At 68.4% G+C, this 25,200-nt stretch carries 21 protein-coding genes and 8 pseudogenes; 18 read left to right on the forward strand and 11 right to left on the reverse strand.

Annotated features, from left to right (window positions below; genetic code table 11):
- Positions 1 to 2: 2 nt before the first annotated feature.
- Positions 3 to 764: an isocitrate lyase/PEP mutase family protein gene (locus tag OG410_RS40885; RefSeq protein ID WP_329303803.1), complete on the forward strand. Its 762-nt coding sequence runs from the start codon at positions 3 to 5 to the stop codon at positions 762 to 764.
- Between the two features lie 41 nt (positions 765 to 805).
- On the opposite strand, the pseudogene OG410_RS40890 reads toward OG410_RS40885, so the two are convergent.
- Together OG410_RS40890 and OG410_RS40895 are read right to left on the reverse strand one after the other, a co-directional pair.
- Positions 806 to 1,092, reverse strand: a pseudogene (locus OG410_RS40890) (pyridoxal-phosphate dependent enzyme); the annotation flags it as partial.
- 46 nt (positions 1,093 to 1,138) lie between these two features.
- Positions 1,139 to 1,717 (reverse strand): dihydrofolate reductase family protein, encoded by a 579-nt coding sequence (locus tag OG410_RS40895; RefSeq protein ID WP_329303804.1) that lies wholly within the window; start codon positions 1,715 to 1,717, stop codon positions 1,139 to 1,141.
- Between the two features lie 441 nt (positions 1,718 to 2,158).
- On the opposite strand from OG410_RS40895, the gene OG410_RS40900 reads away from it, so the two are divergent.
- The 5 genes and pseudogenes from OG410_RS40900 to OG410_RS40920 all read left to right on the forward strand — a co-directional run bounded on the left by OG410_RS40900 (position 2,159) and on the right by OG410_RS40920 (position 5,359).
- On the forward strand, positions 2,159 to 2,548 hold the full coding sequence (locus OG410_RS40900) for a hypothetical protein (protein ID WP_329303805.1): 390 nt from the start codon (positions 2,159 to 2,161) through the stop codon (positions 2,546 to 2,548).
- A 261-nt stretch (positions 2,549 to 2,809) separates the two neighbouring features.
- Positions 2,810 to 3,037: pseudogene (locus OG410_RS40905) on the forward strand (transposase); the annotation flags it as partial.
- Between the two features lie 411 nt (positions 3,038 to 3,448).
- Positions 3,449 to 4,156 carry a DUF6082 family protein gene (locus OG410_RS40910; protein WP_329303806.1) on the forward strand — a complete coding sequence of 236 codons (708 nt, stop codon included), beginning with the start codon at positions 3,449 to 3,451 and terminating at the stop codon, positions 4,154 to 4,156.
- 169 nt (positions 4,157 to 4,325) lie between these two features.
- A complete protein-coding gene (locus OG410_RS40915; protein WP_329298340.1) occupies positions 4,326 to 4,808 on the forward strand; it encodes a helix-turn-helix domain-containing protein in 483 nt (160 codons plus the stop codon).
- Positions 4,805 to 5,359 (forward strand): transposase, encoded by a 555-nt coding sequence (locus tag OG410_RS40920; protein WP_329298339.1) that lies wholly within the window; start codon positions 4,805 to 4,807, stop codon positions 5,357 to 5,359. The genes OG410_RS40915 and OG410_RS40920 overlap by 4 nt, the downstream gene beginning before the upstream one ends.
- Positions 5,360 to 5,700: 341 nt before the next feature.
- Here OG410_RS40920 and OG410_RS40925 read toward each other — a convergent pair whose 3' ends face one another.
- On the reverse strand, positions 5,701 to 6,285 hold the full coding sequence (locus tag OG410_RS40925) for a tetratricopeptide repeat protein (RefSeq protein WP_329303807.1): 585 nt from the start codon (positions 6,283 to 6,285) through the stop codon (positions 5,701 to 5,703).
- Positions 6,286 to 6,437: 152 nt separating this feature from the next.
- On the opposite strand from OG410_RS40925, the gene OG410_RS40930 reads away from it, so the two are divergent.
- A complete protein-coding gene (locus OG410_RS40930; protein WP_329303808.1) occupies positions 6,438 to 6,878 on the forward strand; it encodes a hypothetical protein in 441 nt (146 codons plus the stop codon).
- Entirely contained in the window at positions 6,875 to 10,705 is a 3,831-nt protein-coding gene (locus OG410_RS40935; protein ID WP_329303809.1) for a hypothetical protein, read from the forward strand. Before OG410_RS40930 ends, OG410_RS40935 begins: the two co-directional genes overlap by 4 nt.
- Before the next feature lie 243 nt (positions 10,706 to 10,948).
- On the opposite strand, the gene OG410_RS40940 is transcribed toward OG410_RS40935, so the two are convergent.
- Positions 10,949 to 11,623 carry a hypothetical protein gene (locus OG410_RS40940; RefSeq protein WP_329303810.1) on the reverse strand — a complete coding sequence of 225 codons (675 nt, stop codon included), beginning with the start codon at positions 11,621 to 11,623 and terminating at the stop codon, positions 10,949 to 10,951.
- A 47-nt stretch (positions 11,624 to 11,670) separates the two neighbouring features.
- On the opposite strand from OG410_RS40940, the pseudogene OG410_RS40945 reads away from it, so the two are divergent.
- Positions 11,671 to 12,034, forward strand: a pseudogene (locus OG410_RS40945) (transposase); the annotation flags it as partial.
- Positions 12,035 to 12,099: 65 nt separating this feature from the next.
- Here OG410_RS40945 and OG410_RS40950 read toward each other — a convergent pair.
- Positions 12,100 to 12,252 (reverse strand): annotated as a pseudogene (locus OG410_RS40950) (IS5/IS1182 family transposase); the annotation flags it as partial.
- A 31-nt stretch (positions 12,253 to 12,283) separates the two neighbouring features.
- Here OG410_RS40950 and OG410_RS40955 point away from each other — a divergent pair.
- Positions 12,284 to 12,448 (forward strand): VOC family protein, encoded by a 165-nt coding sequence (locus tag OG410_RS40955; protein WP_329303811.1) that lies wholly within the window; start codon positions 12,284 to 12,286, stop codon positions 12,446 to 12,448.
- Positions 12,449 to 12,628: 180 nt separating this feature from the next.
- Here OG410_RS40955 and OG410_RS40960 read toward each other — a convergent pair whose 3' ends face one another.
- Both OG410_RS40960 and OG410_RS40965 read right to left on the reverse strand, forming a co-directional pair.
- Positions 12,629 to 13,282, reverse strand: a complete 654-nt coding sequence (locus OG410_RS40960) for a hypothetical protein (RefSeq protein WP_329303812.1) — start codon at positions 13,280 to 13,282, stop codon at positions 12,629 to 12,631.
- A gap of 45 nt (positions 13,283 to 13,327) precedes the next feature.
- Positions 13,328 to 13,540, reverse strand: a pseudogene (locus OG410_RS40965) (response regulator transcription factor); the annotation flags it as partial.
- A 234-nt stretch (positions 13,541 to 13,774) separates the two neighbouring features.
- Here OG410_RS40965 and OG410_RS40970 point away from each other — a divergent pair.
- Positions 13,775 to 14,353 (forward strand): annotated as a pseudogene (locus tag OG410_RS40970) (transposase family protein); the annotation flags it as partial.
- Positions 14,354 to 14,395: 42 nt separating this feature from the next.
- Here the strand turns inward: OG410_RS40970 and OG410_RS40975 are convergent.
- Positions 14,396 to 14,719, reverse strand: a pseudogene (locus tag OG410_RS40975) (transposase); the annotation flags it as partial.
- Positions 14,720 to 14,782: 63 nt separating this feature from the next.
- On the opposite strand from OG410_RS40975, the gene OG410_RS40980 reads away from it, so the two are divergent.
- Positions 14,783 to 15,223 (forward strand): hypothetical protein, encoded by a 441-nt coding sequence (locus OG410_RS40980; RefSeq protein ID WP_329303813.1) that lies wholly within the window; start codon positions 14,783 to 14,785, stop codon positions 15,221 to 15,223.
- Positions 15,224 to 15,411: 188 nt separating this feature from the next.
- On the opposite strand, the gene OG410_RS40985 is transcribed toward OG410_RS40980, so the two are convergent.
- Together OG410_RS40985 and OG410_RS40990 are read right to left on the reverse strand one after the other, a co-directional pair.
- Complete coding sequence (locus tag OG410_RS40985; RefSeq protein WP_329303814.1) at positions 15,412 to 16,281, reverse strand: IS5 family transposase; 870 nt, start codon at positions 16,279 to 16,281, stop codon at positions 15,412 to 15,414.
- Positions 16,282 to 16,810: 529 nt separating this feature from the next.
- Positions 16,811 to 17,797, reverse strand: a complete 987-nt coding sequence (locus tag OG410_RS40990; protein WP_329303815.1) for a M20 metallopeptidase family protein — start codon at positions 17,795 to 17,797, stop codon at positions 16,811 to 16,813.
- A gap of 61 nt (positions 17,798 to 17,858) precedes the next feature.
- Here OG410_RS40990 and OG410_RS40995 point away from each other — a divergent pair, with 61 nt between their 5' ends.
- Positions 17,859 to 18,041 carry a hypothetical protein gene (locus tag OG410_RS40995; protein ID WP_329303816.1) on the forward strand — a complete coding sequence of 61 codons (183 nt, stop codon included), beginning with the start codon at positions 17,859 to 17,861 and terminating at the stop codon, positions 18,039 to 18,041.
- 78 nt (positions 18,042 to 18,119) lie between these two features.
- On the opposite strand, the gene OG410_RS41000 is transcribed toward OG410_RS40995, so the two are convergent.
- Positions 18,120 to 18,884 carry a transposase family protein gene (locus OG410_RS41000; protein WP_329303818.1) on the reverse strand — a complete coding sequence of 255 codons (765 nt, stop codon included), beginning with the start codon at positions 18,882 to 18,884 and terminating at the stop codon, positions 18,120 to 18,122.
- A gap of 419 nt (positions 18,885 to 19,303) precedes the next feature.
- On the opposite strand from OG410_RS41000, the pseudogene OG410_RS41005 reads away from it, so the two are divergent.
- The 5 genes and pseudogenes from OG410_RS41005 to pheA all read left to right on the forward strand — a co-directional run.
- Positions 19,304 to 19,485, forward strand: a pseudogene (locus tag OG410_RS41005) (LLM class F420-dependent oxidoreductase); the annotation flags it as partial.
- 629 nt (positions 19,486 to 20,114) lie between these two features.
- Complete coding sequence (locus tag OG410_RS41010) at positions 20,115 to 22,871, forward strand: non-ribosomal peptide synthetase (protein ID WP_329303819.1); 2,757 nt, start codon at positions 20,115 to 20,117, stop codon at positions 22,869 to 22,871.
- 43 nt (positions 22,872 to 22,914) lie between these two features.
- The gene (locus OG410_RS41015; protein ID WP_329303820.1) at positions 22,915 to 23,838 is read left to right on the forward strand and encodes an NAD-dependent epimerase/dehydratase family protein; all 924 of its coding nucleotides are present in this window, start codon (positions 22,915 to 22,917) and stop codon (positions 23,836 to 23,838) included.
- Between the two features lie 17 nt (positions 23,839 to 23,855).
- Positions 23,856 to 24,287 (forward strand): nuclear transport factor 2 family protein, encoded by a 432-nt coding sequence (locus OG410_RS41020; protein WP_329303821.1) that lies wholly within the window; start codon positions 23,856 to 23,858, stop codon positions 24,285 to 24,287.
- Between the two features lie 9 nt (positions 24,288 to 24,296).
- On the forward strand, positions 24,297 to 25,151 hold the full coding sequence (gene pheA, locus OG410_RS41025; RefSeq protein WP_329303822.1) for a prephenate dehydratase: 855 nt from the start codon (positions 24,297 to 24,299) through the stop codon (positions 25,149 to 25,151).
- Positions 25,152 to 25,200 lie beyond the last annotated feature (49 nt).

A 25,200-nucleotide genomic window follows, 5' to 3' on the forward strand; every position in this document is an offset into this window, starting at 1 on the left:
TCATGTCCGATCAAGCCGACAAGGCCAGGCTGCTCAGGTCCCTGCACATCCCGGGCGCTCCGCTGGTGCTGCCGAACGCCTGGGACGTGGGCAGCGCCCGCGCCGTCGTCAAGGCGGGGTTCCCGGTGGTCGCGACCGCCAGCAACGCGATCGCCGCCGCTCTGGGCTACGACGACGGTGAGGGTGCTCCGAGGGAGGAGATGATGTTCGTCGCCCGACGCATCGCAGCCTCCGTCGACGTGCCGGTCACCGTCGACGCCGAGGCCGGCTACGGGATGGCGCCGGAGGAACTGGTCGAGCTGCTGCAGGGGATCGGAGTCGCCGGCTGCAACATCGAGGACAGTGATCATGCCGACGGAGGCCTGATCGACGTCGATGTCCGTGCCGCCTACATCGCCCGGATGCGCGCGGCCGCCGACCGTATCGGAGTGCCGCTCGTCATCAACGCCCGGATCGACTCCTTCTTCCCCACCTCACCTCTGGCCGAGAACCGAAAGCGTGCCGATGCGATCAGCAGGGCCGAGGCGTACTGGTCGGCCGGCGCTGATTGTGTGTTCCCTCCCGGAGCCGGTCCGGACGACCTCCGGGCCATCGTCGCGGAGGTCGGCGCACCGGTGAACGCCGGCTTTCCGCTCGAGCGCGGGTCGCTGGAGGAACTCAGTGCCATCGGCGTGGCCCGGGTCTCCGTCGGGCCCCAGCTGTACCGCAGCGCACTCGATCACCTGCACACCGATCTCCAGCCCCTCCTCGAGACACGAAAGTAGGACCACTCGACCGTCGCAGGCCGGTGCAGGTCACCACCCCTGCGGATGCCGTCGTACCGCGCCACGGTCGCCCGCTCATGGGCCAACTCGTGGTCGCCGTCCACCAGTTCCAGCCTGGCATCCAGTGCGCGGATGCGATCAGGCTTGGCCGCAGTCGCAAAGTGGGATGCGACGACGGCGACGTCGAGCCCCCGGCCTGACCGGACCAGGCCAGGGCTTGGCCAAGGTTGCCCGCGCTGGCGCACACCACGGCTCGCGAGCTCTTCTCGGCGAGTCGGCTCGCGACGACCTCGGTTCCACGGGCCTTGAAGCTGCGGACCGGGTTCGCCGCCGCGTGAAGCTCCGGGTGCTCGACGAGGTGCTCGACGCCCTTCTCAGACATGCAGGACGGGTCGATAGATGAGCTCTTGGATGTGGCCGTCGAGCGTCCGGTGCTCGATCAGCTCGAGGTCGAAGTCGGCCGCACCCTGGAAGATGGGGTCCAGCCCTGTCTGACCGGTGATCACCGGGAAGAGCGTCACCTGGACGCGGTCCACCAGACCGGCGGCCATCAGCGCCCTGTTCATCGACAGGCTGCCGTGCGAGCGCAGGGGAACGTCGGAGTCCTTCTTGAGACGGGCGACGACGTCGACGGCGTCGCCGCTCACGACGTTCGCATCCGGCCAGTCGAGAGGTCCTTCCAGGGTGGACGACACCACCGTGGCCGGCAGGCTCCTCATCCGCGTGACCCACGGGTCGCGCACTTCGGACTCGTCGGTGCTCGCCGCGATCATCTGGGCGAACGCCCTGTACGTGTTGGCTCCGAAGACCATCCGCTGCTCCTCGTCGTACAGGGCGAGGCGGCGGTCGAGGAGCTCGGGGCCCTGCTTGCCCCAGTAGCCGGTCCAGTTGCCGCCGGCGGCGCCGAAGCCGTCGAGGCTGGAAAAGACGTCGAAGGTGTAGGTCGTGGTCATGACGTGATCCTCGAGTTCGTTCGTCCGGGTGTGTCGATAGAGACTGGAAGCCACGGCAGAACTCATCGCCGACGGACTCCTGGAGTCCGGCGCGGCCCCGGATGCGGTCCCAGGCGACGGTGCTCCTCAGGGATGGCCGCACAGGAGAAGCGGGACATCCCCGGTAAGCATTTCCCAGGCGGTCCGCCTCCGCATCGTGGAGGCTGCACGGCGCCGTGCCCGCCCGAAGCGGGCCGATGAACGGGTTTCGACGGCGGCCCTACTTGCGTGGCTCTTTGTACGAGGGTCAAGCTCCGTGAGCCGCCGTGGCACCGTGACAGGAGGCAGGGCCTGTGTGTGTGGGGGGCAGTCATGGCGCAACGGATGAATCTGCTCGGAGAACCAGGGGTGGGGCTGCCCGGGGGACCGGGCACACCTGTTCCGAGCCGTGCGGACATACAGATGGCCCGTGGCCGGGTGTGGGGTGTGCTGATCGCGCTGGTCCTCCTCATGATCAGTGTGCTGGTGAACAGGAATCCGTCACGCGACGTGTTCACCGGAGCTCTTGGACCCTTTCCGGCCGCGTTCGCCCCGGGTGCCCCGGTCGCGCCTGACCACGTCGTACGCCGGACCACGGATGAGTGGGCCTTGGCGCACGGGCTGTCCCTGCGGTGGACGGGTTTCGGCATGACAGCGGTGAACCTGCGGACCGGCAAGGAGTACTGGCGCTATGAGCGCCGGGAGCCGAAGGACGCCGTGATGGAGTTCAAGGTGTCGGAACGCACCGCGGTGGTCGGCCACCATGACGGGAGGCTCGTCGGCATCGATCTGCGTACGGGCAAGCTGTTGTGACGTGCGGAGATCCGGGAGGACGGCTACCGGGCCGTGGACCTCGTCGGCGGCCAGGTCGTCACCGGGGCGCCGGGCGCCGTGCGTGCCTTCGACGAGCGTGACGGCCGGAGCCTGTGGACGGTGAAGATGCCCGAGTCGTGTCCCCAGGTGCTCCTCTACTCCGTGCACGCCCTGCCGGACCATTCCGTGCACGCCCTGCCGGACCATCTGAGCGCCGTCCACGTGATGTGCAACGTGACGAGTGTCGACCACGACAAGTACCGCCGCCTGCTCCGGGACCGCGGCATCCGCCCGGTCATCGCCCAACGAGGCGTGGAACACGGCTCCGGCCTGGGCATTTTCCGCTGGATGGTAGAGCGCACGATCGCCTGGCTGCACGGCTTCCGACGACTGCGGATCCGCTGGGAGCGACGCGACGACATCCACGAGGCCTTCCTCGGCCTCGCCACCTGCCTGATCACCCACCGGCACGCCCAACGCCTTTGTTAGGACCTCCAAAGCGAGGCGTTGCCCGCCAGGCAGCCACGAGGTGTCACGGTCCGGCACTCGAACATCACGGGAACCAACCGCTTCCTCGGAACGCCCTTAGCAACGGATTAGGGCCTCTTGGTAGCTCGAAGGGCGTCTACGCCAACAAGCTGTTCAGGAGGCCCTGTCGTCAAAGAGTTGTCCCGTAAATGATCTTCAGGTTGGTGAGGCTGTGGTTCGTCCGGCGGCGGGCCGTCCGCCCATCCGGCGAGGCTGCGGGTGTGCAGGTGGGCGACGTCGAGCACGTCGGCTGGAAGTAGGCTGCCCCAGGCTCGGCCTAGTCACTGGGGCAGGCTCTGCCTGGGGGTGATTGACCTGATAGTTCGTCATGGGTCCGCGGCTGCAAGGGCGGCGCGTCGAGTAGGCAGAACTTTGGGGCTGGTAGCTGCTGCGGCACTCGCGCTGACGGTGGTGCTGTTGTCGCCTTTCGTGCTGGAGGAGATCTCGGGCTCCAAGGGCGTGGACTGGAACAGGCTGAGTCAGGTCGGCGCGGCGTACGGATTCACGTCGGCGATCGTCTCGGCGCTGGCGTTGGCCGGCGTCGCCGTTTCCCTGGGCGTGCAGAACCGGCAGGCCAGGGCGGACCAGGTCCAGGGGATCCGCAGCTATTACCTTGAACTGGTTCGCCTGGAACTTGACGACATGGCGCTCTTCCAGCCTGTTTGGGGCGACACGGACATCGACGATCCTGATCAGCAGAAGCGGCATGTCTATGCCGACCTCATGATGAACTACGCGTGGATGGGCTTCGAGATCGGGACTATTCGCGAGAGTCTGCTGCGGGACATGCTCTCCGGGATGTTCACCGGAGAGGCAGGGCGGCACTACTGGAGCCGGGCTCACCCCTCGTGGATCGCCAGCTCCTCTGGAAGCCGTGTCGGTCGTCGTTTCCTGGCCATCGTGGGCGAGGAGCACGCTCGGGCGGCCGCTTCCGGACCGCCGACTCGCTCGCCCATTGCTCCCAGCCCGCCTGCCGTGCCCGTTGCGGGGGTGTCGCCCGCATGGCGGACATCGGTCGGTGCCCTGATCGGTCTGGGCGCCGGACTGGCGCTCGGAACGCTGCTGCGCAGCCGACGCTAGTGCTGGATTCCTCTTTGACTGGGTATATGTGCTGGTGGCGGGGTAGTTGCGGGTGCTCGGGGGCGGGTGCTGGGCGATGGTTTTATGGGCACGACCGGGGCGTGACGAGGACGAGCGGGCTCTCGTTCGCAGGTTGTCGCGGGCACGGAAGGCTCCTCGGGATGTGGTGATGCGGGCCCGGATGATCGAGCTGAGCTGGTCGGGGCTGCGGGTCCCTGCGATCGCCGTGGAGCTGGACTGCAGCCAGAAAACGGTCCGCTGCTGGCTGCACCGCTTCAACCGCCTGGGCCTGCAGGGACTGGATGATCTGGGCGGGCAGGGCCGCAAGCGACGCATCACCGAACAGGAACGATCCCAGATCATCTCCCTGGTCAAGACCATCCCGCCGGGACGACTGCGGTGGGAGCCCGTCGGGGAACTGTGGGCCTTCGATGAGTCAGGACCGCCCGAGTGGACGCTAGATTCCCTGGCCACAGCAGCACAGGCCGAAGGAATCGAGGTGGGCCGCTCACAGGTCAGACGCATCCTGCTCGCCGAGGGCGTGCGCTGGCGCCGTACCCGGTCCTGGATGCGATCGAAGGACCCGGACTTCGTCCCAGAAGGACAAGGATCATCGGCCTCTACACCCACCCGCCCGACGGTGCGACGGTGATCTGCGCCGACGAGCTGGGGCCGGTGATCCCCCGGACCTTCCCGCCCGCACCCGCCTGGTCACCCAACGGGCATCGGATCAAGGCGGAGCTCGACTACAGCCGCGGACCGGAGAAAACCTGGGTCTACGGCGGTCTACGGCCGGCCGACGGCCAGGCCCTGACCATGACAGCGTCCTCCCGCAACAGCGTCTTCTACCAGCAGTTCCTGCAACAGGTCGAAAATGCCAACCCGGACGGGGAGATCTGGATCGTCACCGACAACCTGTCCAGCCACAACAGCCTGTCCACCCGGACCTGGCTCGAGGACCATCCCCGCATCCACCACGCCTTCATCCCCGTCGGCGCGTGCTGGCTCAACCTCCAAGAAGGCTGGTGGCGCATCTTCCGCAAAGCCGCCCTCGCCGGCCGCTCCTTCGCCAACCCCGACGACATCGCCCAAGCCACAACCCTCGCAACCAACCAGCTCAACTCCCATGCCGGCCCATGGATCTGGGGCAGAACAGCACCGCCAACCCGCTCCCTACGACGCCGATACGTGTACACCGTTTGAGGAATCCAGCACTATGGAAGACGGTGCCGTCCGGCAGGAGTTTCACCGTTCGCGCCGTAGCCCGGCCGGCATACACCGCATTCGTCGCAGCGTAGATCGTCCCGACATGCCCAGGCGTAACCAGCACGCCGGAGGCGGTCCGGCGCGGCACGGGGCCGGCGAACGAGACCACGCCCCGCACAACCGCCCATGGTCGTCGAGCTGGAGGGCGACCGCTACGGCGTGTTGAAGTCGCACGGCGTCGGGGAACTCGCCCGGCGCATCCGGGAGACGGTCGCTGGACAGATCTGCTGAGGGGATCGGGCGGGCCTGCCGGTGGCGTCCCGTCGGGGCGCCGCCAGTCAGCCGCCCGCGTTCCGTTCCGCGATCCGCAGATTGTCGGCGATGTCCACACGCACCGGATGCCCGGCCGGCAGGCCCGTGCTCTGGGCGTGGGCGCGGCGCAGGACCGTGAGGCCGTCGTGGCGGAGGCCTGCGGCGAAGAGGGTCGCGCCGAGGGTGTTGGCGGTGGTGAGGGTGGATTCGTGGGCGGCTCCGAGGCGGCGGGCGCGGCGCTGCCAGGTGTCGTCGAGAACCGCGACGGACGCGGAGACGTCGCCCTGGATGGCCAGGGCCGCGCCGAGGTTGTGAGCGCAGTCGAGGGTCGCGGGGTCGTCGGGGCCCCAGGCGCGGGCCGCACGGTCGGTGGCCTCGCGGGCGATCTGCGCGGACGCAGCCGCCTTGCGCTGCTGGTAGAGGGTGGAGCCGAGCAGGTTGAGCAGGCCGATGGTCTCCCCGTGGTTCGCTCCCAGCTCCGCCTCGCAGTCGGGCAGCAGGCGGCGCAGGAGCACCTCCGCCGCGGCGAAGTCGCCGGTGTCGAACAGGACGCGCGCCATACGGAGTTGCCGGCGCAGGCCGGTGCGGTTCGGGCCCTTGCGACGCCACACGACGCCCCCTTGCCCACGGCGTCGTCGCCGTGTCGTTGTTCCGGTGGTGCGGCCGACCACCGTATAACCGCGGCACGTTGATCGGGGAGGGCGCGGGCGCGGGCCGCGCCGCGGTGGCACGATGGGGCGGGCACGGCAACGGGAGGACACCCATGATCGAATCCCTGGCGGCGGTCGCGACGGCCGCTTCGACGACGCTCGTCGCTGCGATGGCGACGGACGCCTGGGGCGCCGCGCGCTCCGGATTGCTGCGGCTGTTCGGGCGGGATGACGCACCCGAACAGGGCGCGCTGGTCGCGCTGTTGGAGAGCGAGGCCGCGTTGGTGTCCGAGGCGGAGGATCCGGAGGCGGCGCGTCGGCAGTTGGCACCGGCGTGGCAGTTGCGGCTCGAGCAGTTCCTTCACGCGCACCCGGAGGTGGCCGACGATGTGCGTGAGCTGACCCGGCGGCTGCAGGACGAACTGCCCGCCCAGCAGCGCCACTGGGTGCAGCACGTCGAGGCGCGCGACCACGGGCAGGCGTTCGGCGCGCAGGGTGGGAACGTGATCGTCCATCAGGATCCCGGCGCCGGCCGCGGTGACCGCGCGACGTGAGCGAGCAGCACGTCAGCGCGACGGGCGGGTTCGCCTACGGTGTCGTCGGCGCGGACATCCATGTGTTCGGCGACGGCACGCCGTTGTACGTGCTGCGCCGGTGGGCGCCGACCCCCGAGGCGGATCCGCGGTGGCTGCGGCAGCAGCCCAGCCGGATGCTCCACGCTCGGTTCGCCGTGGCGCCGTTCACCGGGCGGGAGGACGAGCTGGGAGCGCTGCACGCCTGGTGCGCCGACGGTCCGCAGCGGGCGGCGCGCTGGCTGCACGCGCCGGGCGGGCAGGGCAAGACCCGGCTGGCCCAGCAGCTGGCCGCCGAGTTGTCCGGGCAGGGCTGGAAGGTGGTCACCGCGGTCGAGGGGCCCGGGACCGTGCTGCCGCCACCCGGCAGCCAGGACCTGACGCCGGACAGTGCGGCCGGGCTCCTGCTCTTGGTCGACTACGCGGATCGCTGGCCGCTGACCACCCTCACCTGGCTGTTCAGCAACGCCCTGCTGCACCGGCCGGACGTGCGCGCCCGCGTCCTGCTGCTGGCGCGCGGCACCGATCCGTGGCCGGCGCTGCGCGGGGCGCTCGCCAGTGAGCAGATCGATGTGTCGACACAGGCTCTCGGGCCTTTGGACGAGCCGAGCGGCCCGGCGGCCGGGCAGGGCGAGCGGGGGGCGATGTTCCGTGCGGCACGCGCCGCCTTCGCCGAGCGGTACGGGATCGTAGCGCCGGCGGGCGAACCCGACCTCGCCGACGACGACTTCAGGCTGGTGCTCGCCGTGCACATGGCCGCCCTGGTTGCCATCGACGCCGCGGCCTCGGGGCGGCGCGCCCCGCCCGATCTGGCGGGGCTCACCCTCTACCTCCTCGACCGCGAGCACCTGGGCTGGGTGCTGCTGCACGACCGGCGGGGCGCGGGACGGATCACCCTGTCCCCCGCGGTCATGAACCAGGTGGTCTTCGCCGCCTCCCTGAGCGGCGCGCAGCCGCAAGAACAGGGAGCATTGCTGGTGGACGCGCTGGAGGTCGGGCAGCCGACGCCCACCGTGCTGGCGGACCACGGCGTCTGCTATCCGCCGCCCGAGGGCGTGGACGGCACGGTCCTGGAACCGCTCTATCCGGACCGGTTGGCGGAGGACTTCATCGCTCTGACCGTGCCGGGCCACGCGGCCGACTACCCGGCGCAGGCGTGGGCGGCGGACACCGCGAGCGCCGTGCTGCGGTACGGCTCCGGCCCCGCCCGGGGGGTGTCGATGCTGATCGCGGCGGCGGGCCGCTGGCCGCACCTCGGGCCCGCCTGCCTGTATCCGCTGCTGGCCGCCGATCCCGGTCTCGGCGTGGCCGCCGGGGGCGCTGCGCTCACCGCTCTGGCCGAACTGCCCGACATCACGACGGCGCTTTTGGAGGACGTGGTGGACGCCGTACCGCACCCGACCCCCGCGAACCTCGTGGTGGGACGGGCCGCCGTCGACGTCCGGCTGTTCGCGTCCCGGATCGTGGCGGCACCGGACCGGCACGAACGCGCCTGGCTGTACGCCGGGCACGGCAACGACCTGCACGAACTGGGGCGCACGGAGGAGGCGCTGCGGGCGGCGCGGCGCGGGGCCGAGCTTTTCCAGGAGCTGGCCGCCGACGATCCGGAGACGTACGAGGAGCACGTCGGCCGCACCTTGACCAACGTCGCCGGTCTGCTGCACCGCACCGGCGAGGTCGACGATGCGGTGGCGACGCAGCAGCGCGTGGTGGACCTCTTCACCCGTCTCGCCGGGGATGATCTGCGCCGGTACGAACCGTACCGGGCGACCGCGCTGGCCAATGTCAGTGTGCATCTGGAGTCGGCCGGTCGGTGGGAGGAGGCGTACCGGGCCAACCAGGAGGCGGCGAGCGCGTACCGCAGGGCCGCCGTCAACGATCCGGGGCAGCGCAGGGGGTTGGCGATCGCGCTGTCCAACGGGGCGGCCCTCACGTTCCGTCCGCCTGCGGAGGACGTCGCCCTGCGCGAAGCGGTGGAGTTGGGCCGGGAGTTGGTGCGCGAGGGGGCGCTGGTCGAGGACACGCCGCTCGTCGCGTCGCTGGAGCGGCTGCGCGAGCACCTGTCCGCGCGCGGCCGGCACGTGGAGGCCGTCGAGCCGGCGCGGGAGGTGGCCGAGCTCAACCGGCGCCTCGCCGAGGCCGATCCGCACCGGTACACCTCTGCGTGGACGACGGCGCTGATGAGCCTGCACGGGATCCTGCTCGACGCAGACCGTCCCCGGGAGGCCGTGGAGGTCGGCGAGGAGGCGGTGACGTGGCTGCGCCGGCTGGCCGACCGCGCGCCCGCCACCTACATGTCGTCCCTGGGCGACGCGGTGTCGCGGCAGAACAGTGCGCTGCGGGCGGCGGGCCTGCCGCCGGAGCCGGAGGCCGACGTTCCGCGGCGGGTGCTCGACCTCGACTCCCTGGGCCGGCAGGTGCCGGAGGCCCGGATCGCGGTGGACGGGTGGCTTCCGGAGCTGCTGCCCGTGCCGCACGTGTCGGCGGCGGTACTGGAGGACACGGCGAGCGGGCTCGCGCGCCGGCGGGACTGGCCGGCGTACTGGGAGCTCGTCCGCTCCGCTCCCCTCGCCGACGCGGTGCACCTCGTGCACCGGATCCCGCGGCGCGCCGGGGCGCCGGACCATCCGCTGGACGCGGAACTGTTCGGCTGGCTGCGGTCCCTCTCCCCGCGCCGCGCCCGGGCCCTCGCAGATGGGGCGGCCGGCGCGGCCACCCGGACGCTGCCCGAGGACTTCGGTGTGTTCTCCGGGGCGCACAGCGCGTTCGGGCACGGCGGCGAGGTGCTGGCCATCGCGCACGTGACGGACGACCCGGACGAGCAGTCGCGCGAGGTGATCGAGACCCTTGAGCCGGAGTCCGGCACGCGGACGGTGCTCCACCGCGGCCCCGTGTGCCACACGTCGCTCGCCGTCCTGGGCCCCGGGGACGTGGTCGCGCTGCGCCGCAGCGAGGGGTACGCGGCCCGGGCGGAACTGGTCCGGCACACGTCGTTCGAGACGCGGGTGCTGGCGCAGAGCCGCACGTTGACCGGGGCGCACCTGGCGGCCACGGCGTACGGATGCGTGGTCTCGCTGCCCCTCACGTCGCATGTCCTGGTCCTGAAGACGACCGGGGAGCTGCGCCAGGTCGACCTCGGGCAGTGGGCGCTGAGCACCGGAGGTCCGATGGCGGTGACCCCCAGGGGCGACCGCATGGTGCTGTGCGACGGCTACCGCCTGATCGCCGTCCACGCCGCACTCGGCCACGCGCTGGACGCGGCCCCTGTACCGGCGGAGCACGCGCCGGTACGGGAGCTGGTCTTCGCCGGGGAGGACGCGCTCGTGACGGCGGGGCGGCACGGCGGGCTGGTGCTGTGGCGGCTGGACGCCGACGGGATGCGGCCGGTGGCGTCCCGCGACACCCCGATGCTGTCGCAGCTGTGCGCGGTCCCGGCCTGGGACGTGGTCGGCGGTCACGCCGGCTCCGAGGGCCGGGTCCGCTTCTTCGACCCGTGGCGGGGTCTCGCCCCGGTCGACGCCCCGCCCGCGATCGTCGGCTCCGCCCGTCGCCTGCGCGCGGTGCTGGCGGCGCCGGGCGGACGTCACGTCATCTACTCCGGGCAGCTCGACGTGGACGCGCCGCCGCGGCGCCGCTCCTTCGCGTTCGTGACCAGGGTGCACGATCTGCACCATCCCGGTTCGCTGTTGCGGCGGTCGCCGGCCGGTTTGGGCGACGCCGAGCGCGCGGCTTTGGCGCGGGCTGACGGGGATAGTCCGGGCGTGCGCGACCTGTTGCGCCTCGCGCACGTGATGGCCACCCGCCTCTGACGACCCAGGGAGCGTGAGCGTCGAGAGTGCGTACGGGTGACCCGGGCCCGAGGACGGCGGGAGGGGTGCCCCGGTCCGGCCCTCCGGTTGGCGTGTCCGGTGCTCGGTGCCACCGCGCTCGTCCTGAAATCGCTCCTCGTGCGGGTGGCAAGGCCGACATTCGGTGGCTGTGAACGACGTGTTGTCCTGACCCGCAACACCTAGGCTGTGGCACCTGTGACAGGCGTGGCGCGCATCAGAGTCTCAACGCTGCAACGCGGACCTGATCAGCCTCGCGACCGCCGAGAGGGAGTAGGACTGGTCGGAATAGTCGTAGTTCCTTAGCCCCTTGCTGCCGATATTCAGATACAGCCCGGCCTGGTTGACATCGAGAGGACCGTTCAGGTGGCCGAACTTGTCATTAACGACGAACGGGTACCGGGCGAACAGGTTCGCGATCATCGTCTCGTGGGTCGAGGAGATCTTGAACCGGGGGTCGAGGAGTGAGTCCACCTCCACTTGGAAGAACCGCACTCCGGCCTCGACGAGGCGGTCCAGGTGAGCCGTTCTGTGCACCAGGGACACCTCGTCCTTCAACAGGAAGAATCCGTTGGCGATGCCCGGCACGCCGACCCTTCGCACCAGCGCAAGCTGCGCCTCGAATGCCCCGCTCTTCTCCGGATCGCGTGGTGTGAACTCGTAGTAGTTCGGCCTTAGCGAGGCGATGAGGTCTGGCAGGTCCTTGTCGCACACTTCCGCTGACTCATCGATGGCAAGAGCGATGCTCGCGGAAGTTGCGCGTTTGATCTCCTCGTACTGCTCCCTCGCCACGGTGCGTCTGCCGTGCTGCTCGGCATCGCCGAGGCAGACACCGACGATATCGACACCGCCCACCCACTCGGCTTCGCGCGTGCTACAAACCTGATTGACCTTGATCACGTTGATCAATCATGTTTCCCGCGACCCGTACGGTCAAGCGGCGGCCCATCGACGCCGACACCCGGCTGATCGTCGTGGTCGGCCGGCCGCTCGCCGGGAACCGCAACGACTGCAAGGCATGGGAGGAGTCCGGCGCCAAGGCCGCCGTGGGCAACACCGTCACGATCGCCGACGGCGGCTACCGGGCACCGGGCTCGTCATCCCGCACCGCCGACAGCGCGGCCAGAGCGAACTCCGGCCTGGAAGGAGGAGCGCAACAAGTCCCACAAGAAGGTCCGGGCCCGCGTCGAGCACGTCTTCGCGCGTATGAAGACATGGAAGATCCTCCGCGACTGCCGCCTCAAAGGCGACGGCGTCCACCACGCCATGCCCGGCATCGCCCGGATGCACAACCTCGCTCTCGCCGGATAGGCAAGCGGGCCGCACGGCGGCCCACCATGCCCGAGGCGACTTCAAGATCTTTACGGGACAGCCTTTACCCAACGCCGTTTCACGATATGGAAGCCGCGAACTCCGGGGTTTCTGTCGACGACTTCGACTTTGATTCCGAGGCGGTCGCCGTGCTCTGCGACGGCGTTCTTGAAGCCGGTGCCAACCCGGCTCTTGGAGGCGGTCGGGTATGTCTTCTTGTATCGAGCCCCTGAGCGGCCCGAGCAGAACGTGCCGCAGCACTTCCACCTCGACTTCGGTGCGCCGAACCTGGACGAGGCCGAGGAGAAGGCTCTCGCGCTCGGCGCGACCAAGGTCGCGGTTCAGCTCAGTGAGCCTTTTCCAACCTGGGCGGTGGAGCGCCGAGGTGGGCTGAGGGACGGTGATCGGACGTGAAGAAGCTCCTGGTAGACGGGTTCTCGACCAACATCACCCGTGTCTGCCAGGAGCTTCGCGTGCTTGTCTACCCGTCCTCGATTGATCTCTCCAACCGCACCTTGCGGTTCCTGGCCGGGCGACGGAAGGCCAGGTGGCAGCAGATCGGGCGATGTTGCAGCCCCATCCCGCACCATCTGTTCACGACCACCGAGCAAATTCGACGTCGAGGCGTGTGTCGGTGCGCACCCAGACTTCGCCCCCGGCTGCCTCGGCCGGGGCGTCGACTCGTTCGATACCGAGGAACTCGATCAATCTGAGCAGTTCGGCTCGTTCGGCTCGGTCGTCGTCGACACCATGCGAGTCGAAGAACACATAGAACTGGTCGCTCGGGTCCACGCAGCCCGAATCTCCCCAGATCCGAGCGACTTCTTCGATCGCCGCTGCTTCCGTCGTGATCGTGGCGGCGTGGGCGGCACCGCGAGTCTCCGGTGACGCGTCGAGGTCGGTGAGGTCGGCGAACCACTGGCCGAAGTGGTCGAGGCCAGCATATCCGTTCTCGAAGAACAGCATCGCGCTCGGAAGGTAGCGATTGGCCCTGTCGACCCGGAGGTATTCCGACCGAGGTGGGTCCGCATCTTTGATCCGGGAGATCACACCTTGCCCGGGCATGAGTACCAAACTCTGCCCCGACGGTTCATCATTGATGGTGTAGGTGTCAGAATCTCGACCACGGAAGAACGCAGAGAACGCTACGTAGGCTTCCTGAGGGTCGCCCACGGAGACCTGTTGGTCGTTGCCATCACCGACAGCGAAGACGAACTGTTTCGGTCCGGGGTTGTAGGGGCGAGCCATGTGCGTCCTTCGTTCACGTGTGATAGCTCCACCAGCGTAGTCGAATCAGAGCGGACGGACCTGCCGTTCATCGCCGACGAACAGCCAGGAGAGCTGGCAGATCGGCCTGCCCCCGCGCCCCGTCAGGCCCGCCTCGTAGGCGGCGATGGCAGCCTCCACCCGGTTGCGTACGCCGAGTCTGCCGAGGGAGGCGCTGACGTGGGCCTTCACCGTGTCCTCGACCAGGTGCAGCCGCGTCCCGATCTCGGCGTTGGAGAGCTCTCCTCACTCCCCGCCGCTCAACGAGCCGCCATTCACCGGCAGGCGCCGGCCTCGGGTCTCCGTTCTGGTCGCGGTTCTGGTCGCACTGGAGGGCCTCGGGCAGGGCCTTGGAGACACAAGCCGTTTCCAACCTGATGGGTGGTTGGACGGGCGGCCTCGGCAGCGGGCGGGAAGAAAGCTCCTGGTAGACGGGTTCACGACCAAGATCACCAGTCCGCCAGGAGCTTCCGCGTGCTTGTCTATCCGTCCGGCATCGATCTGTCCAGCCGCATCCTGCGGCATCTCTCCGGTCTCCTCGCAGGTCACCGCCGTCATATCGGCTCCCGGTGGCGTCGCCTGACGTGTGGTCGGCACGCCCTGCTCGTCCTGGCCCACCTTCGCTGCGGCGACACCTACGCTCCCCTCGCAGCAGGATTCCGTGTCGGGATCGCGACGGTCTATCGGTACGTACGCGAGGCCGTCGGCCTTCTGGCCGCTCTCGCGCCCACGCTGGAACAGGCCATGACGACCGTGCGGAAGAAGGCGTACGTGATCCTCGACGGCACCGTGCTGCCGATCGACCGCATCGCCGCCGACCAGCCGTACTACTCGGGGAAGAAGAAGCACCACGGGATGAACGTGCAGGTCCTCGCGGATCCAGCCGGCCGTCTGATCTGGGCCTCGGACGCGTTACCCGGGGCCGTGCACGATCTGACCGCGGCCCGGACCCACGGCATTCCCGCCGCTCTCGCCGCCGACGACGTCAAGTGCTGGGCGGACAAGGCGTATCAGGGCGCAGGCCATGCTGTCCGCGTCCCGTTCCGGGGCAAGGGTCTGCGCGGCTGGCGTCAGAGGTCGTTTTCTCCCAATGTTTTATCCCGGAATTAGTGTTTGATTCGTTGATGTCGGGTCGCGCCAGGAGATGGCGTTCTCGCCGGTGAGGCGGCGGGCCATGAGGTCGGTCATGGCGAGGTGGATCATGGCTTCGGAGCGGGCGGGCAGGGTCTCGTAGTCGCGGGCCAGGCGGCGGTGGAACATCAGCCACCCATAGGTGCGTTCCACGGTCCAGCGCTTGGGCAGCGGGGCGAAACCCCTGGCCCCGGGGGTGCGTTGGATGATTTCCATGTCGATGCCGAGTGCGGTGGCGTGTTCGACGAGGTGCCGGCGGTAGCCGCCGTCGACCCAGGCCTTGCGGATCGTGGAGCAGAATGCTGCACAGGAACTGGGAGTGATATTCGTGCACAAGCAAGGTGGCGAAGAATGGAGCTGGGGTGGATGACTAGTATTTCCCCATTTTGGGAAATCGTGACGCTGACGGTCCGGGAAGAAGTGCCCGGGGTGACTTTGTCCGTCTTTATCGGCGATGGAGACGATGCGGCGGAGAATGGTTACTACTTTGACTTCCATCGCTTCCTGGAGGAGCAACCGGATGAGCAGAACGTCAGAAATGGCACAGATAGTTACTGTGTCACGAATGAGAGTGGAGGCGTTCACTATGGCGGCCTCAAGAGGGTGTCTCTACTGCCCGGTCTCCTGACTCTAAGCTTCGGTGACGAAGCCGTTGAGGCTCTTGGGCTGCCCTCCAACGTAATTCCCTTGGAGATTGCGCCTGAGGTTGATCTACTCGAGTTGCGCTCCGAACTCCAGCGGGTCCTCACTTATGGAAATCCCCAAAAGTTGCCAAGGCTGAATCTGGAGTGATCGGCTATCAGGGCGAGGGGGCGCATAAGATCTCCCTCGCTCTGGCCGCAGCTGCCCTGGGAAATCGCTTTATCTCGGTGTTTTATACCAGGATCAGCGCTTAACCTCGATCTTTCTTGACGGTCCGCCGACGGAGTCGGCGGACCGTTTCGCTTTCGGTGGCCGAGAGGTCGTTTTCTTCCGATGTTTTATCCCGGAATTGGTGTTTGATCCGTTGATGTCGGGTCGCGCCAGGAGATGGCGTTCTCGCCGGTGAGGCGGCGGGCCATGAGGTCGGTCATGGCGAGGTGGATCATGGCTTCGGAGCGGGCGGGCAGGGTCTCGTAGTCGCGGGCCAGGCGGCGGTGGAACATCAGCCACCCGTAGGTGCGTTCCACGGTCCAGCGCTTGGGCAGTGGGGTGAAACCCCTGGTCCCGGGCATGCGTTGGACGATTTCCATGTCGATGCCGAGGGTGGCGGCGTGTTCGACGAGGTGCCGGCGGTAGCCGCCGTCGACCCAGACCTTGCGAACCGTGGAGTGGGTGGCGGCCACGTGGTCGATCAGCTGGGTGCCGGCGACGGAGTCCTGGACACTGGCCGCGGTGACCAGGACCGCGAGCAGGAGGCCGAGGGTGTCGGTCACGATGTTCCGCTTCCTGCCGACGATCTTCTTCCCGGCGTCGATGCCCTGGCCGGAGAGGGGGACGTTGGTGGAGGTCTTGACGCTCTGCGCGTCGATCACGCAGGCCGACGGGCTCGCGTTCCGGCCCTCCTTCTGTCGCACCAGCTCCCTGAGCAGGCCGTTGAGCTGGTCGAACACCCCGCCCTTCTCCCATTTCGCGAAGTAGCCGTAGACCGTCTCCCAGGGCGGGAAGTCGTGCGGGAGGTAGCGCCACTGCACCCCGGTCCGGTCCACGTAGAGAATCGCGTTCATGATCTCGCGCAGGTCGTGCCCGGGCGGGCGCCCGATGTTCAGGGCGTGACGGCGCCGCTCGGCCCGCCAGGCGGACAGCACCGGCTCGACCAGTGCCCAGCGGGCATCGGACAGATCACTCGGATAGGGGCGACGCTCCGTCATGACCTGGACGTACCGCCAGGACGCGAGTGCGCCCAGGCGCAAAGACGGGGCGGACGGAAGCCCGGCCGGATTCCAGAGCGTTTTGGGATGAGACAGGCGCAAGCCGACCCCTGCCCCAACCGTCACCCCACCCGACCATCAAGCCTCGACCGCACCGATCGCCTCACCAACACAGCAGTCTCACGAGACAAAAGCTGGAAGATAGCGACGTGTCCTGGGAGAAAACGACCTCTCAGAGGTCGTTTTCATCGGCAGAGTCTGTTTGATCCCAACATGCCGCTGTAACGAAACTCGGCTCTTGAGGCGCTGGTGTTCCTTGCGGTCGGTGCGGCGGAGTGGACGACCGTATCGCCTGTCTCATCCCGGCAAGCCTGTCTCATTCCAAAGAATAGCTATATCAGCGGTTCCCCTCGTCGTGCCGCATGCGGAACCGACACGTAAGAGGCGCGAGTGCAGTTCCGAGGTGCATGTGGTGGCGCAAATTAGATGAAAACGACCTCTCAGTGAGCGTTTTCCAACCTCAGATTGGTTAAGGATGCCGATCGGTTGGCCCAGGGCTGTGATGGTGCGGCCCGGACAGGGCGGTGAGTCGGCTTGACAGGAACCCGGCCATGGCACGGACCCCGATGCCGAGGGCGCGTTCGTCCGCGGCGAAGTCCGGAGTGTGGGGTGCCCCGTTGATGCCGGCTTCTGGGTTTGCGACGCCAAGGAAGAACATCGCTCCGGGCACGTCCCTCAGGAAGAGTGCAAAGTCCTCGCCATTGAAGGGGAACGCCGCGTGGAGCACTAGGACCGCGCCATCGCCCAGGGTGTCGTGCAGATACGTGGCGGCCGTCTCGCTCAATTCAGGTGAGCACACCATGGCGGGAAACGGCTCTTTGGTGAAATCGACTCGGGCGCTGGTGAGTGAATCCGCTGTGCTCTGCGTCGCGTTGCGGATCTCGGTGTATCGGCTGTCGGGCCAAGCCCGCAACCATACACGCACGAGGGCGCCATCATCCCTTGAGGTCAGCTGAGGTTGGGCAACGACGAAACGTGCCAGCGGGCCGTCCGGTATCTGGATGTCCTCCAGGAGCCGTCTGAACTGCTCAGGTGTCCGCGGGTACTCGACGGTCGACCAACCATCGGCCAGAGCGACCAGCCGCTTCGCGTCGGTGACGGCGTCCGGCCCGGTCAGCTCGACCTGGAAGTGATCCTGCCCTGGCAGTCCAAAGCCCGGCATGACCGCGAACGTCCCGACCGGGAACGGACCGCAGTGCAGCGCATAGACCTCCTGAGGCGAAGTTCGTTCCAGGATGCCGTCCTCGATCGTCGCCCGGGCGCCCTCGAGCGTCTCCTCGGCCGGCTGGAAGACGAAGACGATCCGGCCGTTCAATTGTTCTCGCAGCCGCGCGAGGACCTGGGCGATGCCCACCCCGATCGCGGTGTGCATGTCGTGGCCGCACAGATGGGCCGCGCCCGGAATGCGTGACGCGAAATCGGTGTCGAACAGTTCGTCGTCGGCGACCGCGTCCATGTCGGCTCGGTAGGCGATGGTCGGGCCGGCACCCGCACCATCCGAGCACCGCCACCAGGCCGTGGCCGCCCACCCCGGTCGAGACAACCAGACCTGCGGCACGCAGCCGGTCGGCGACCAGAGCAGATGTGCGCCACTCGTCGCCGGCAAGCTCTGGATGGCGGTGGATTTCGCGGCGCAGCTCGATCAGCTCTTCGTCGATCCCGGCCGCGATCTCACTGATCGCCTCACGGTCCAGCGCTGATGACATGTCCCGGAGGCTACCGGACCCCGGGCCGGCCTGAGCTTGACATGGGAGATGCTCACCGAGCTGGCTCCAACCTCAGCCTGATGCGTTGAGGTGGAGGGCCAGGACCGCTTGGACGAGGCCGGTGATGCGGGTGGTGCTGCACCGCAGCTTCCGCAGCAGGCGCCAGGTTTTCAGGGTGGCCATGCCTTGTTCGCCGAGTGCGCGAATCCGGGCGTGGGAGACGTTGACGGCTCGCTGCCCCTCAGACAGCTTCTCCCACCGCCCACGGTAGGGCACTCGCACTGTGCCGTCGGCGCCCTGATAGCCCTTGTCTGCCCAGCAACGGACGCCAGCCTCGGCCAGAGCATTGATGATGCCGTGGGTGCGGGCCGCGCGGATGTCGTGGACCGCACCCGGCAGCGCGGGCGAGGCCCACAGCAGGTTCCCTAGTGGATCGGTGATGACCTGGACATTCATCCCGTGCTTCTTGTGTTTCCCGGAGTAGTACGGCCGGTCGGCGGCGATCCGGTCAATGGGCAGAAGCGTGCCGTCGAGGATCACGAACGCCTTGCACGCTGCTGTCCGGATGGCGGAGGTCAGATCCGGGGCGAGCGCCGCGAGGATCTCCGTGGCTTCGGCCACATACCGGTAGACCGTGGCAATCCCGACGCCGAAGCCGGCGGCGAGCTGGCCGTATGTGTGTCCGCAGCGAAGGTGGGCCAGCACGAGCAGGGCCTGCCGGTGCACCGTAAGACGGCGCCACCGCGTGCCTTGTTCCAGGCGCCGCGCAGTCAACAGGCCGGACAGGAAGCGAAGGTTCGAGCTGGACAGATCGAGCCCTGCTGGGTAGACAAGCACGCGAAGCTCCAGGCGGACAGGTTGGTCTTGGTCGACAACCCATCTACCAGGAGCTTCATCTCTTCCGTATCCAGCCCCACACCAATTTGGCTCGAAATCGGTCAGGTTGGAAACGGCTCAGTGTCGGTCGGCTCCGTCGCGGATTCGTACGATAACGCGATGCCCGAGGCGCCGAACGGCATTTTCAAGACTGAGTCGATCGAAATGCGGGATCCTGGAATGGTGTCGGCCAGGTCGAGTGGGTGATCTTCCAGGAGGTCACGCGGCAAAACGAAGAACGTCTCCACTCCGCCCCAACTCGACTACGTACCGACTGCCGAGTACAGACACTGCAGGACCACTGGCGGATTCCGGAAGTAGGACTGCTGACCGCTTGAAACCGTGACCGGCGGGCTTTGCGGAACTCGGGGCGGCTCAACCGGCCCGCCGCGATCGGCCGCGCGGCCGACGAGCTGAGGTCCAACGGTCTGGCCGGATTTCCCCCGAGGTCGTCGGGAACACTGGCCGCTACGCCGAGGTCGGCTCCCGGCGCTTCTGTCTCCAGATCCTCGACCTGCACGACCTGGACCACTTGGAACTGATCTCCTCCCAGGTGCAGGCGCTCGGAAGGGAAGGATCCGGATGTCGCGCCGTCTCTTTCCGGTACGTGTCTCGATTGCTTACGCCCACTGTCAGAAAAAACGGCACCGGGTTCTTTTGCAGCGCATCCGGAAGTAGCGATGTGACGGGCAGGTTGCCTGGATCGATGGTGCGCAGGTCAGAAATGGGACTCCTTTGTCGATTTTCCGCAGAACTCCGTCCGGTCGGTGTGTTCTCCCCCACATTCAGTGAGGTTTGGCGGGCTTTTTTTCCTCTTTTCTGGCACTTTCTGCTTCCCCTTTTAGCCCTTTGACAAGCCCGACCACCGGTTCTTATTCTCGGCGGATATTCGGAGCCCCGATGCCGTGGCTCCAGGAACTGGACTGGTCGGCGGGGGACGATGAACAGGTGCTTGCCCAATCGGCCGGCGGAAATCGGATCTGACCCTTCCGCTTGTTAGCTCTCTGGAGGGGGTCGCGCCCGCCGCGCCGCCCTGCTTTCCCGGCCGCTGTCACCGCCACCCTTTCCGCACGTGGTCGAGCGTGACTCACCAGCACGCCCGAACGACGTTCCGCTTTCCGTACACCGTTCGACACGCCGTTCCGGTGATCCCGGGCACGACGGCCGACTCAGAGGAAGAAGGCATCCCGCATGACCACAGCCGTGACGAGGACGCGGACCATCGTGGACCTGTTACGCGACGCCGCCCGGGACCACACGGAGTCCGGGTTGCGCTACCCCCGGGGCGCGGACGACCAGGACGCACCCTTGCAGAGCTATTCCGGCCTCCTCGACGAGGCCCGCTCGGTCCTCACCGGCCTGAGGCAACGCGGCCTCGCCCCAAGGGACAAGGTCGTCCTGCTCCTGGAGAAACCGCGGGAGTTCCTTGCCGCGTTCTGGGCCTGCCAGCTCGGCGGGTTCGTGCCATGCCCGATGGCCGCCCTGGGCGGCGACCCGGAGCGTTGGGCGGCCCAGCTGACGCACGTCGACACCCTCCTCGGCCATCCGCTGATCGTCACCAGCGCCACCCTCGCCGCCGAACTTCCGCGTGCCAAGGGCCTGTCCATCGTCCCGCTGGAGGATCTGCACGCCGAGCACCCCGCGGTCTCCTTCCACGAGGCCGATCCCAAGGACACCGCCGTCCTGGTGCTGACGTCGGGCTCCACCGGCAATTCCAAGGCCGTGATGCTCAGCCATGCCAATCTGCTCGCCTCCATGGCCGCCAAGAACGGCTACCACGGGCTGACCGCCCAGGACATCAGCCTCAACTGGGTCTCCTTCGACCATGTCGCCGCCCTCCTCGAATGCCACCTGCTGCCGCTGTACGCGGGCAGCACCCAGCTGCACGTCGAAGCGCCCGTGGTGCTCCAGGAGCCGCTGAACTTCCTTCGGATCATCTCCGGCTTCGGTGTCACCATGACCTTCACCCCCAACTTCCTGCTGGGGCTGATCAATCCGCAGGCCGACCGGCTCGACGAGGAGGACGGCGACGAGATCGACCTGTCCCGGCTGCGGCACGTCATCAGTGGTGGCGAGGCCGTCGTCCGCACCACCGGCGAGACCTTCCTCAGCCGCTTCGCGCCGTACGGGCTGCGTGCTGACGCCCTGTGGCCCGCGTTCGGCATGTCGGAGACCTGCGCCGGCAGCATCTACTCCGTCGATTTCCCGGCTGCCGACCAGGCCCAGGAGTTCGCCAACCTGGGACGGCCCGTCGAGGGGCTGCGCATCCGCGTCGCCGACGAGGCGCACCGCGAACTGCCCGCGGGCGGGGTGGGCGAGCTCCAGCTCAACGGCCCGATGATCACAACCGGTTACTACAACAACGAGCAGGCCACGCAGGACGCCTTCACCCCCGACGGCTGGTTCCGCAGCGGTGACCTCGGCCGGATCGACGACGGCCGGCTCACCCTCGTCGGGCGCAACAAGGACAGCGTCATCGTCAATGGCGTCAACTACTTCAGCCACGACATCGAGACCATCCTCGAAGGCCTCGACGACGTGGCCCACTCCTTTGTGGCCGCCTTCCCCACCCGCGCCCCCGGCAGTGACACCGAGCAACTCGTGGTCGCCTTCCATCCGGAGTGCGCCGACGGCGACGAGCTCGCCCTGTACCGGGTGCTGAGCGCGGTGCGCAGCAGCGTCGTCATGCACTGGGGCTTCCGGCCCGCACTCGTCCTTCCGCTGCCGAAGGACGCCTTCCCCAAGACCAGCCTCGGCAAGATCCAGCGGGCGCTGATGCGCAAGCGGCTGGAGGCCGGGGCGTACGACGAGGTGAAGGGCGTCGTCGACGACCTGGTTCTGCGTCGGCTCGGCGGCTATACCGCGCCCAAGGGCGACACGGAGAAAGTCCTCGCCGGCATCTACGCGGAGATGTTCGACACCGGCCCCGACCAGATGAGTGTCACCGCCAACTTCTTCGACCTGGGCGGCACCTCACTCGACATCCTGCGCCTGCGTTCCCTGGTCGCCCAGCGTCTCGGCGCGGACGGCCTGCAGATCATCACCGTGCTGCGGGCCCCCACCGTGCGTGCCCTGGCCGCCCACCTGGACGGGGCCGTGGACGGTGAGGGGGAGTACGACCCGATCGTGGCGATGCAGGTCACCGGCGACAAAACCCCGCTGTTCTGCGTCCATCCGGGCGTCGGCGAGGTCCTCGTCTTCGTCAACCTCGCCAAGTACTTCGTGGGCGAACGGCCGTTCTACGCACTGCGTGCCCGCGGCTTCAACCCCGGCGAGAAGCCCTTCGAGAGCTTCGCCGAGATGGTCGACACGTACGTCAGAGCCATCCGCTCCCGGCAGCCACACGGCCCGTACGCCGTCGCGGGGTACTCGTACGGTGGCGCGGTCGCCTTCGAGATAGCCAAGGTGCTCGAAGCGCAGGGCGAGCGCGTCGACTTCGTCGGCAGCTTCAACCTGCCGCCGCACATCAAGTACCGCATGAACGAGCTGGACTTCGTCGAGACCGCCGCCAACCTGGCGTTCTTCCTGGAGCTGATCGACAAGAAGCAGTCGCTCGAACTGCCCGCACAGCTACGGTCGTTGCCCAAGGACGAGCAGCTCGCCCACTTCATCGACCAGGCGCCCGAGGGGCGCCTTGCCGAACTCGACCTCACCTTCGAGAGGTTCAAGGCATGGGCGGAACTCGCAGACGGCCTCACGAACCTCGGACGCGGCTACTCGCCCGGCGGCAGAGTCCGCTCGATGAGCGTCTTCTACGCCATCCCGCTGCGCGGCACCAAGGAGGACTGGCTGGGCAACGAGCTGCGCCGCTGGGACGAACACGTCACCGGCGAGAACCGCTACATCGACGTACCCGGCGAGCACTACACGCTGATGGGCCCGGCGCACGTGGCGGCCTTCCAGTCGATCCTGCGCAAGGAGCTCGACCGCGCCCTCGGCGACGCCTGAACCCCACAGACCACCGACCCCCGACCCCGAGGAGGGGCAGTACGTGAACGGCAAGAAGATCCTGGTGACCGGTGCCACCGGACAGGTGGCGGGACCGGTGGCCGAGGCGCTGGCCGACGGCAACGAGGTGTGGGCGCTGGGCCGCTTCGGCGCACCCGGGGCCGAGGAGAAGCTGACCCGGCACGGCATCCGCACCTTCCACTGGGACATGGACGACACCGGCGCCGGCTCCCTCAAGGGCCTGCCGGAGGACTTCACCCACGTCTTCCACTCAGCGGTGCGCCGCGGCGAGGACGGTGACTTCAACGCGGCCGTCGAGGTCAACTCGGTCGCCGTGGGGCGCCTGATGACCCACTGCCGTACCGCGGAGGCGTTCCTGTACGTCTCCACCGGCGCCCTGTACGCCCGCCAGACCCTCGACCACAAGTACACCGAGACCGACCCGCTGGACGGCAAGGCCGACTGGCTGCCCGCCTATCCCGTGGTCAAGATCGCGGCCGAGGGTACGGTCCGGGCGTTCGCGCAGACCCTCGGCCTGCCGACTGTCATAGCCCGCCTCAACATCGCCTACGGGCCGGGCGGTTATGGCGGCGTACCAATGCTCTACTTCAAACGGATGCTCGCGGGCGAGCCGATCCCGGTCCCGCTGGAGGGCCAGAACTGGACCTCGTTGCTGTACACGGACGACCTCGTCGAGCAGGTCCCGCACCTGTGGAACGCGGCGAGCGTCCCGGTGACCCTGACCAACTGGGGCGGCGACGAGTCCGTCGGAGTCACCGACTGCGTCCGCTACCTGGAGGAGCTCACGGGGGTCGAGGCGAAGCTCGTACCGAGCGAAGTCACCCGCGAGACCTACCAGTTCAACCCGACGCTGCGCCGCTCGCTCACCGGACCGTGCAGGGTGCCGTGGCGCGAGGGCATCCGGCGCACCCTCGCGGCCCTTTACCCCGAACACCTCAAGAAGTGAGAGGACCGGATCCCGTCATGACCGACAACACCGAAAACGGCGGCAGCGCCGACAGCACCGATCCGCTGGCACCGATCCACGCCGCCTACGCCGCCTTCGCAGCCCGCGACGCGGGCGCACTCCTGGACGCCTTCGACCCGGACATCGAGTGGGTGCATCCCGAGGGGATGGACAAGTACGGCCTCGGCGGCGCCAAGCACGGGCACGCCGGCGTCAAGGAGTTCCTCGCCCACGTGCCCACCGTCCTCGGTGGCATGCGGCTGCACCCGGCCGAGTTCGTCCGCGAGGGCGAGCGTGTGGTCGTCTTCGGCCACCGGGACATCACCTCCCTGAGCGGGTACACGGAGACTCAGCCGTTCGTGCACTCCTGGGTCCTGCGCGGCGGACGGGCCGTCCGCATGGAGGACATCTTCGACACCGTCGCGTTCCACCGTGTGATCGAGAGCTGACGGGCGACGATGGCGTACGCCTACCTCGGCCCGGAGGGGACCTTCACACAGACCGCGCTGTGCCGGCTCCTGTCGGCGGTCCCTCCGGGCCGCGAACCGGCGCACCGCCCGTTCCCGAGCGTGCCCGCCGCACTGGAGGCGGCCCGCCGGGGTGAGTGCGAAGCGGCGGTGGTGCCGCTGGAGAACTCGGTGCGCGGCGTCGTACCCGCCACCATGGACCAGCTGGCCTCGGCGGAGATGCACATCAACGCCGAGGTCGAGGTGCCGGTGTCCTTCGCGCTCATGGCCCCCGAGGGCGTCGCGGCGGAGGAGGTGACCGTGGTGCACAGCCACCCGCACGCGCTGGGCCAGTGCGAGGACTGGCTGCGCACCCGGCTGCCCGGGGCCCGCACCCGGACCGCCGCCTCCACCGCCGCGGCCGCCCGGGAGGTCGCCGAGGCGGGCGCCCCCGGCCACGCGGCCATCGCGGCCGCGCCGGCCGCCGGCCTGTACGGGCTGCGGATCCTCGCCACCGGCCTGGGCCGGGAGGCGGGGGCCGTGACCCGGTTCGTGTCGGTGGCCCCCCGCTGGTCCCACCCGGCCCGGACCGCACGCGAGCGCACTTCCCTGCTGGTGTCATTGAGTACCGCGGGCCCGGCCCTCGTCCCCAACGTCCTCAACGAGTTCCGCACCCTCGGCATTGCCCTGTCCTGGATCCAGCCCTGGCCGACGGGCCGGGCACTCGGCAGCTACGACCTGTTCCTCGACGTCGACGCCCACATCGACACCCGCCCGCTGCGCCTGGCCATGGCGGCCGTGGAGGCCCGGGGCCTGGAGGTGCGCTTCCTGGGCAGCTATCCACGCTGGTCCGCCGCGGCCGGATGAATGGTCCGTCGCCGGGGCGGGAGCGAACTGGTCGCCGGGGCGGAAGCGG

Source organism: Streptomyces sp. NBC_00659, assembly GCF_036226925.1.
Taxonomy (GTDB): domain Bacteria; phylum Actinomycetota; class Actinomycetes; order Streptomycetales; family Streptomycetaceae; genus Streptomyces.

What these genes read in the sequence shown, in the direction of transcription:
- OG410_RS40885 (WP_329303803.1), top strand. Translation starts at nt 3, where the DNA reads ATGTCCGATCAAGCCGACAAGGCCAGGCTGCTCAGGTCCCTGCACATC.
- OG410_RS40895 (WP_329303804.1), bottom strand. Translation starts at nt 1,717, where the DNA reads ATGACCACGACCTACACCTTCGACGTCTTTTCCAGCCTCGACGGCTTC.
- OG410_RS40900 (WP_329303805.1), top strand. Translation starts at nt 2,159, where the DNA reads ATGGCCCGTGGCCGGGTGTGGGGTGTGCTGATCGCGCTGGTCCTCCTC.
- OG410_RS40915 (WP_329298340.1), top strand. Translation starts at nt 4,326, where the DNA reads ATGCGGGCCCGGATGATCGAGCTGAGCTGGTCGGGGCTGCGGGTCCCT.
- OG410_RS40930 (WP_329303808.1), top strand. Translation starts at nt 6,438, where the DNA reads ATGATCGAATCCCTGGCGGCGGTCGCGACGGCCGCTTCGACGACGCTC.
- OG410_RS40960 (WP_329303812.1), bottom strand. Translation starts at nt 13,282, where the DNA reads ATGGCTCGCCCCTACAACCCCGGACCGAAACAGTTCGTCTTCGCTGTC.
- OG410_RS40980 (WP_329303813.1), top strand. Translation starts at nt 14,783, where the DNA reads ATGGAGCTGGGGTGGATGACTAGTATTTCCCCATTTTGGGAAATCGTG.
- OG410_RS40985 (WP_329303814.1), bottom strand. Translation starts at nt 16,281, where the DNA reads ATGACGGAGCGTCGCCCCTATCCGAGTGATCTGTCCGATGCCCGCTGG.
- OG410_RS40990 (WP_329303815.1), bottom strand. Translation starts at nt 17,797, where the DNA reads ATGGACGCGGTCGCCGACGACGAACTGTTCGACACCGATTTCGCGTCA.
- OG410_RS41010 (WP_329303819.1), top strand. Translation starts at nt 20,115, where the DNA reads ATGACCACAGCCGTGACGAGGACGCGGACCATCGTGGACCTGTTACGC.
- OG410_RS41020 (WP_329303821.1), top strand. Translation starts at nt 23,856, where the DNA reads ATGACCGACAACACCGAAAACGGCGGCAGCGCCGACAGCACCGATCCG.
- pheA (WP_329303822.1), top strand. Translation starts at nt 24,297, where the DNA reads ATGGCGTACGCCTACCTCGGCCCGGAGGGGACCTTCACACAGACCGCG.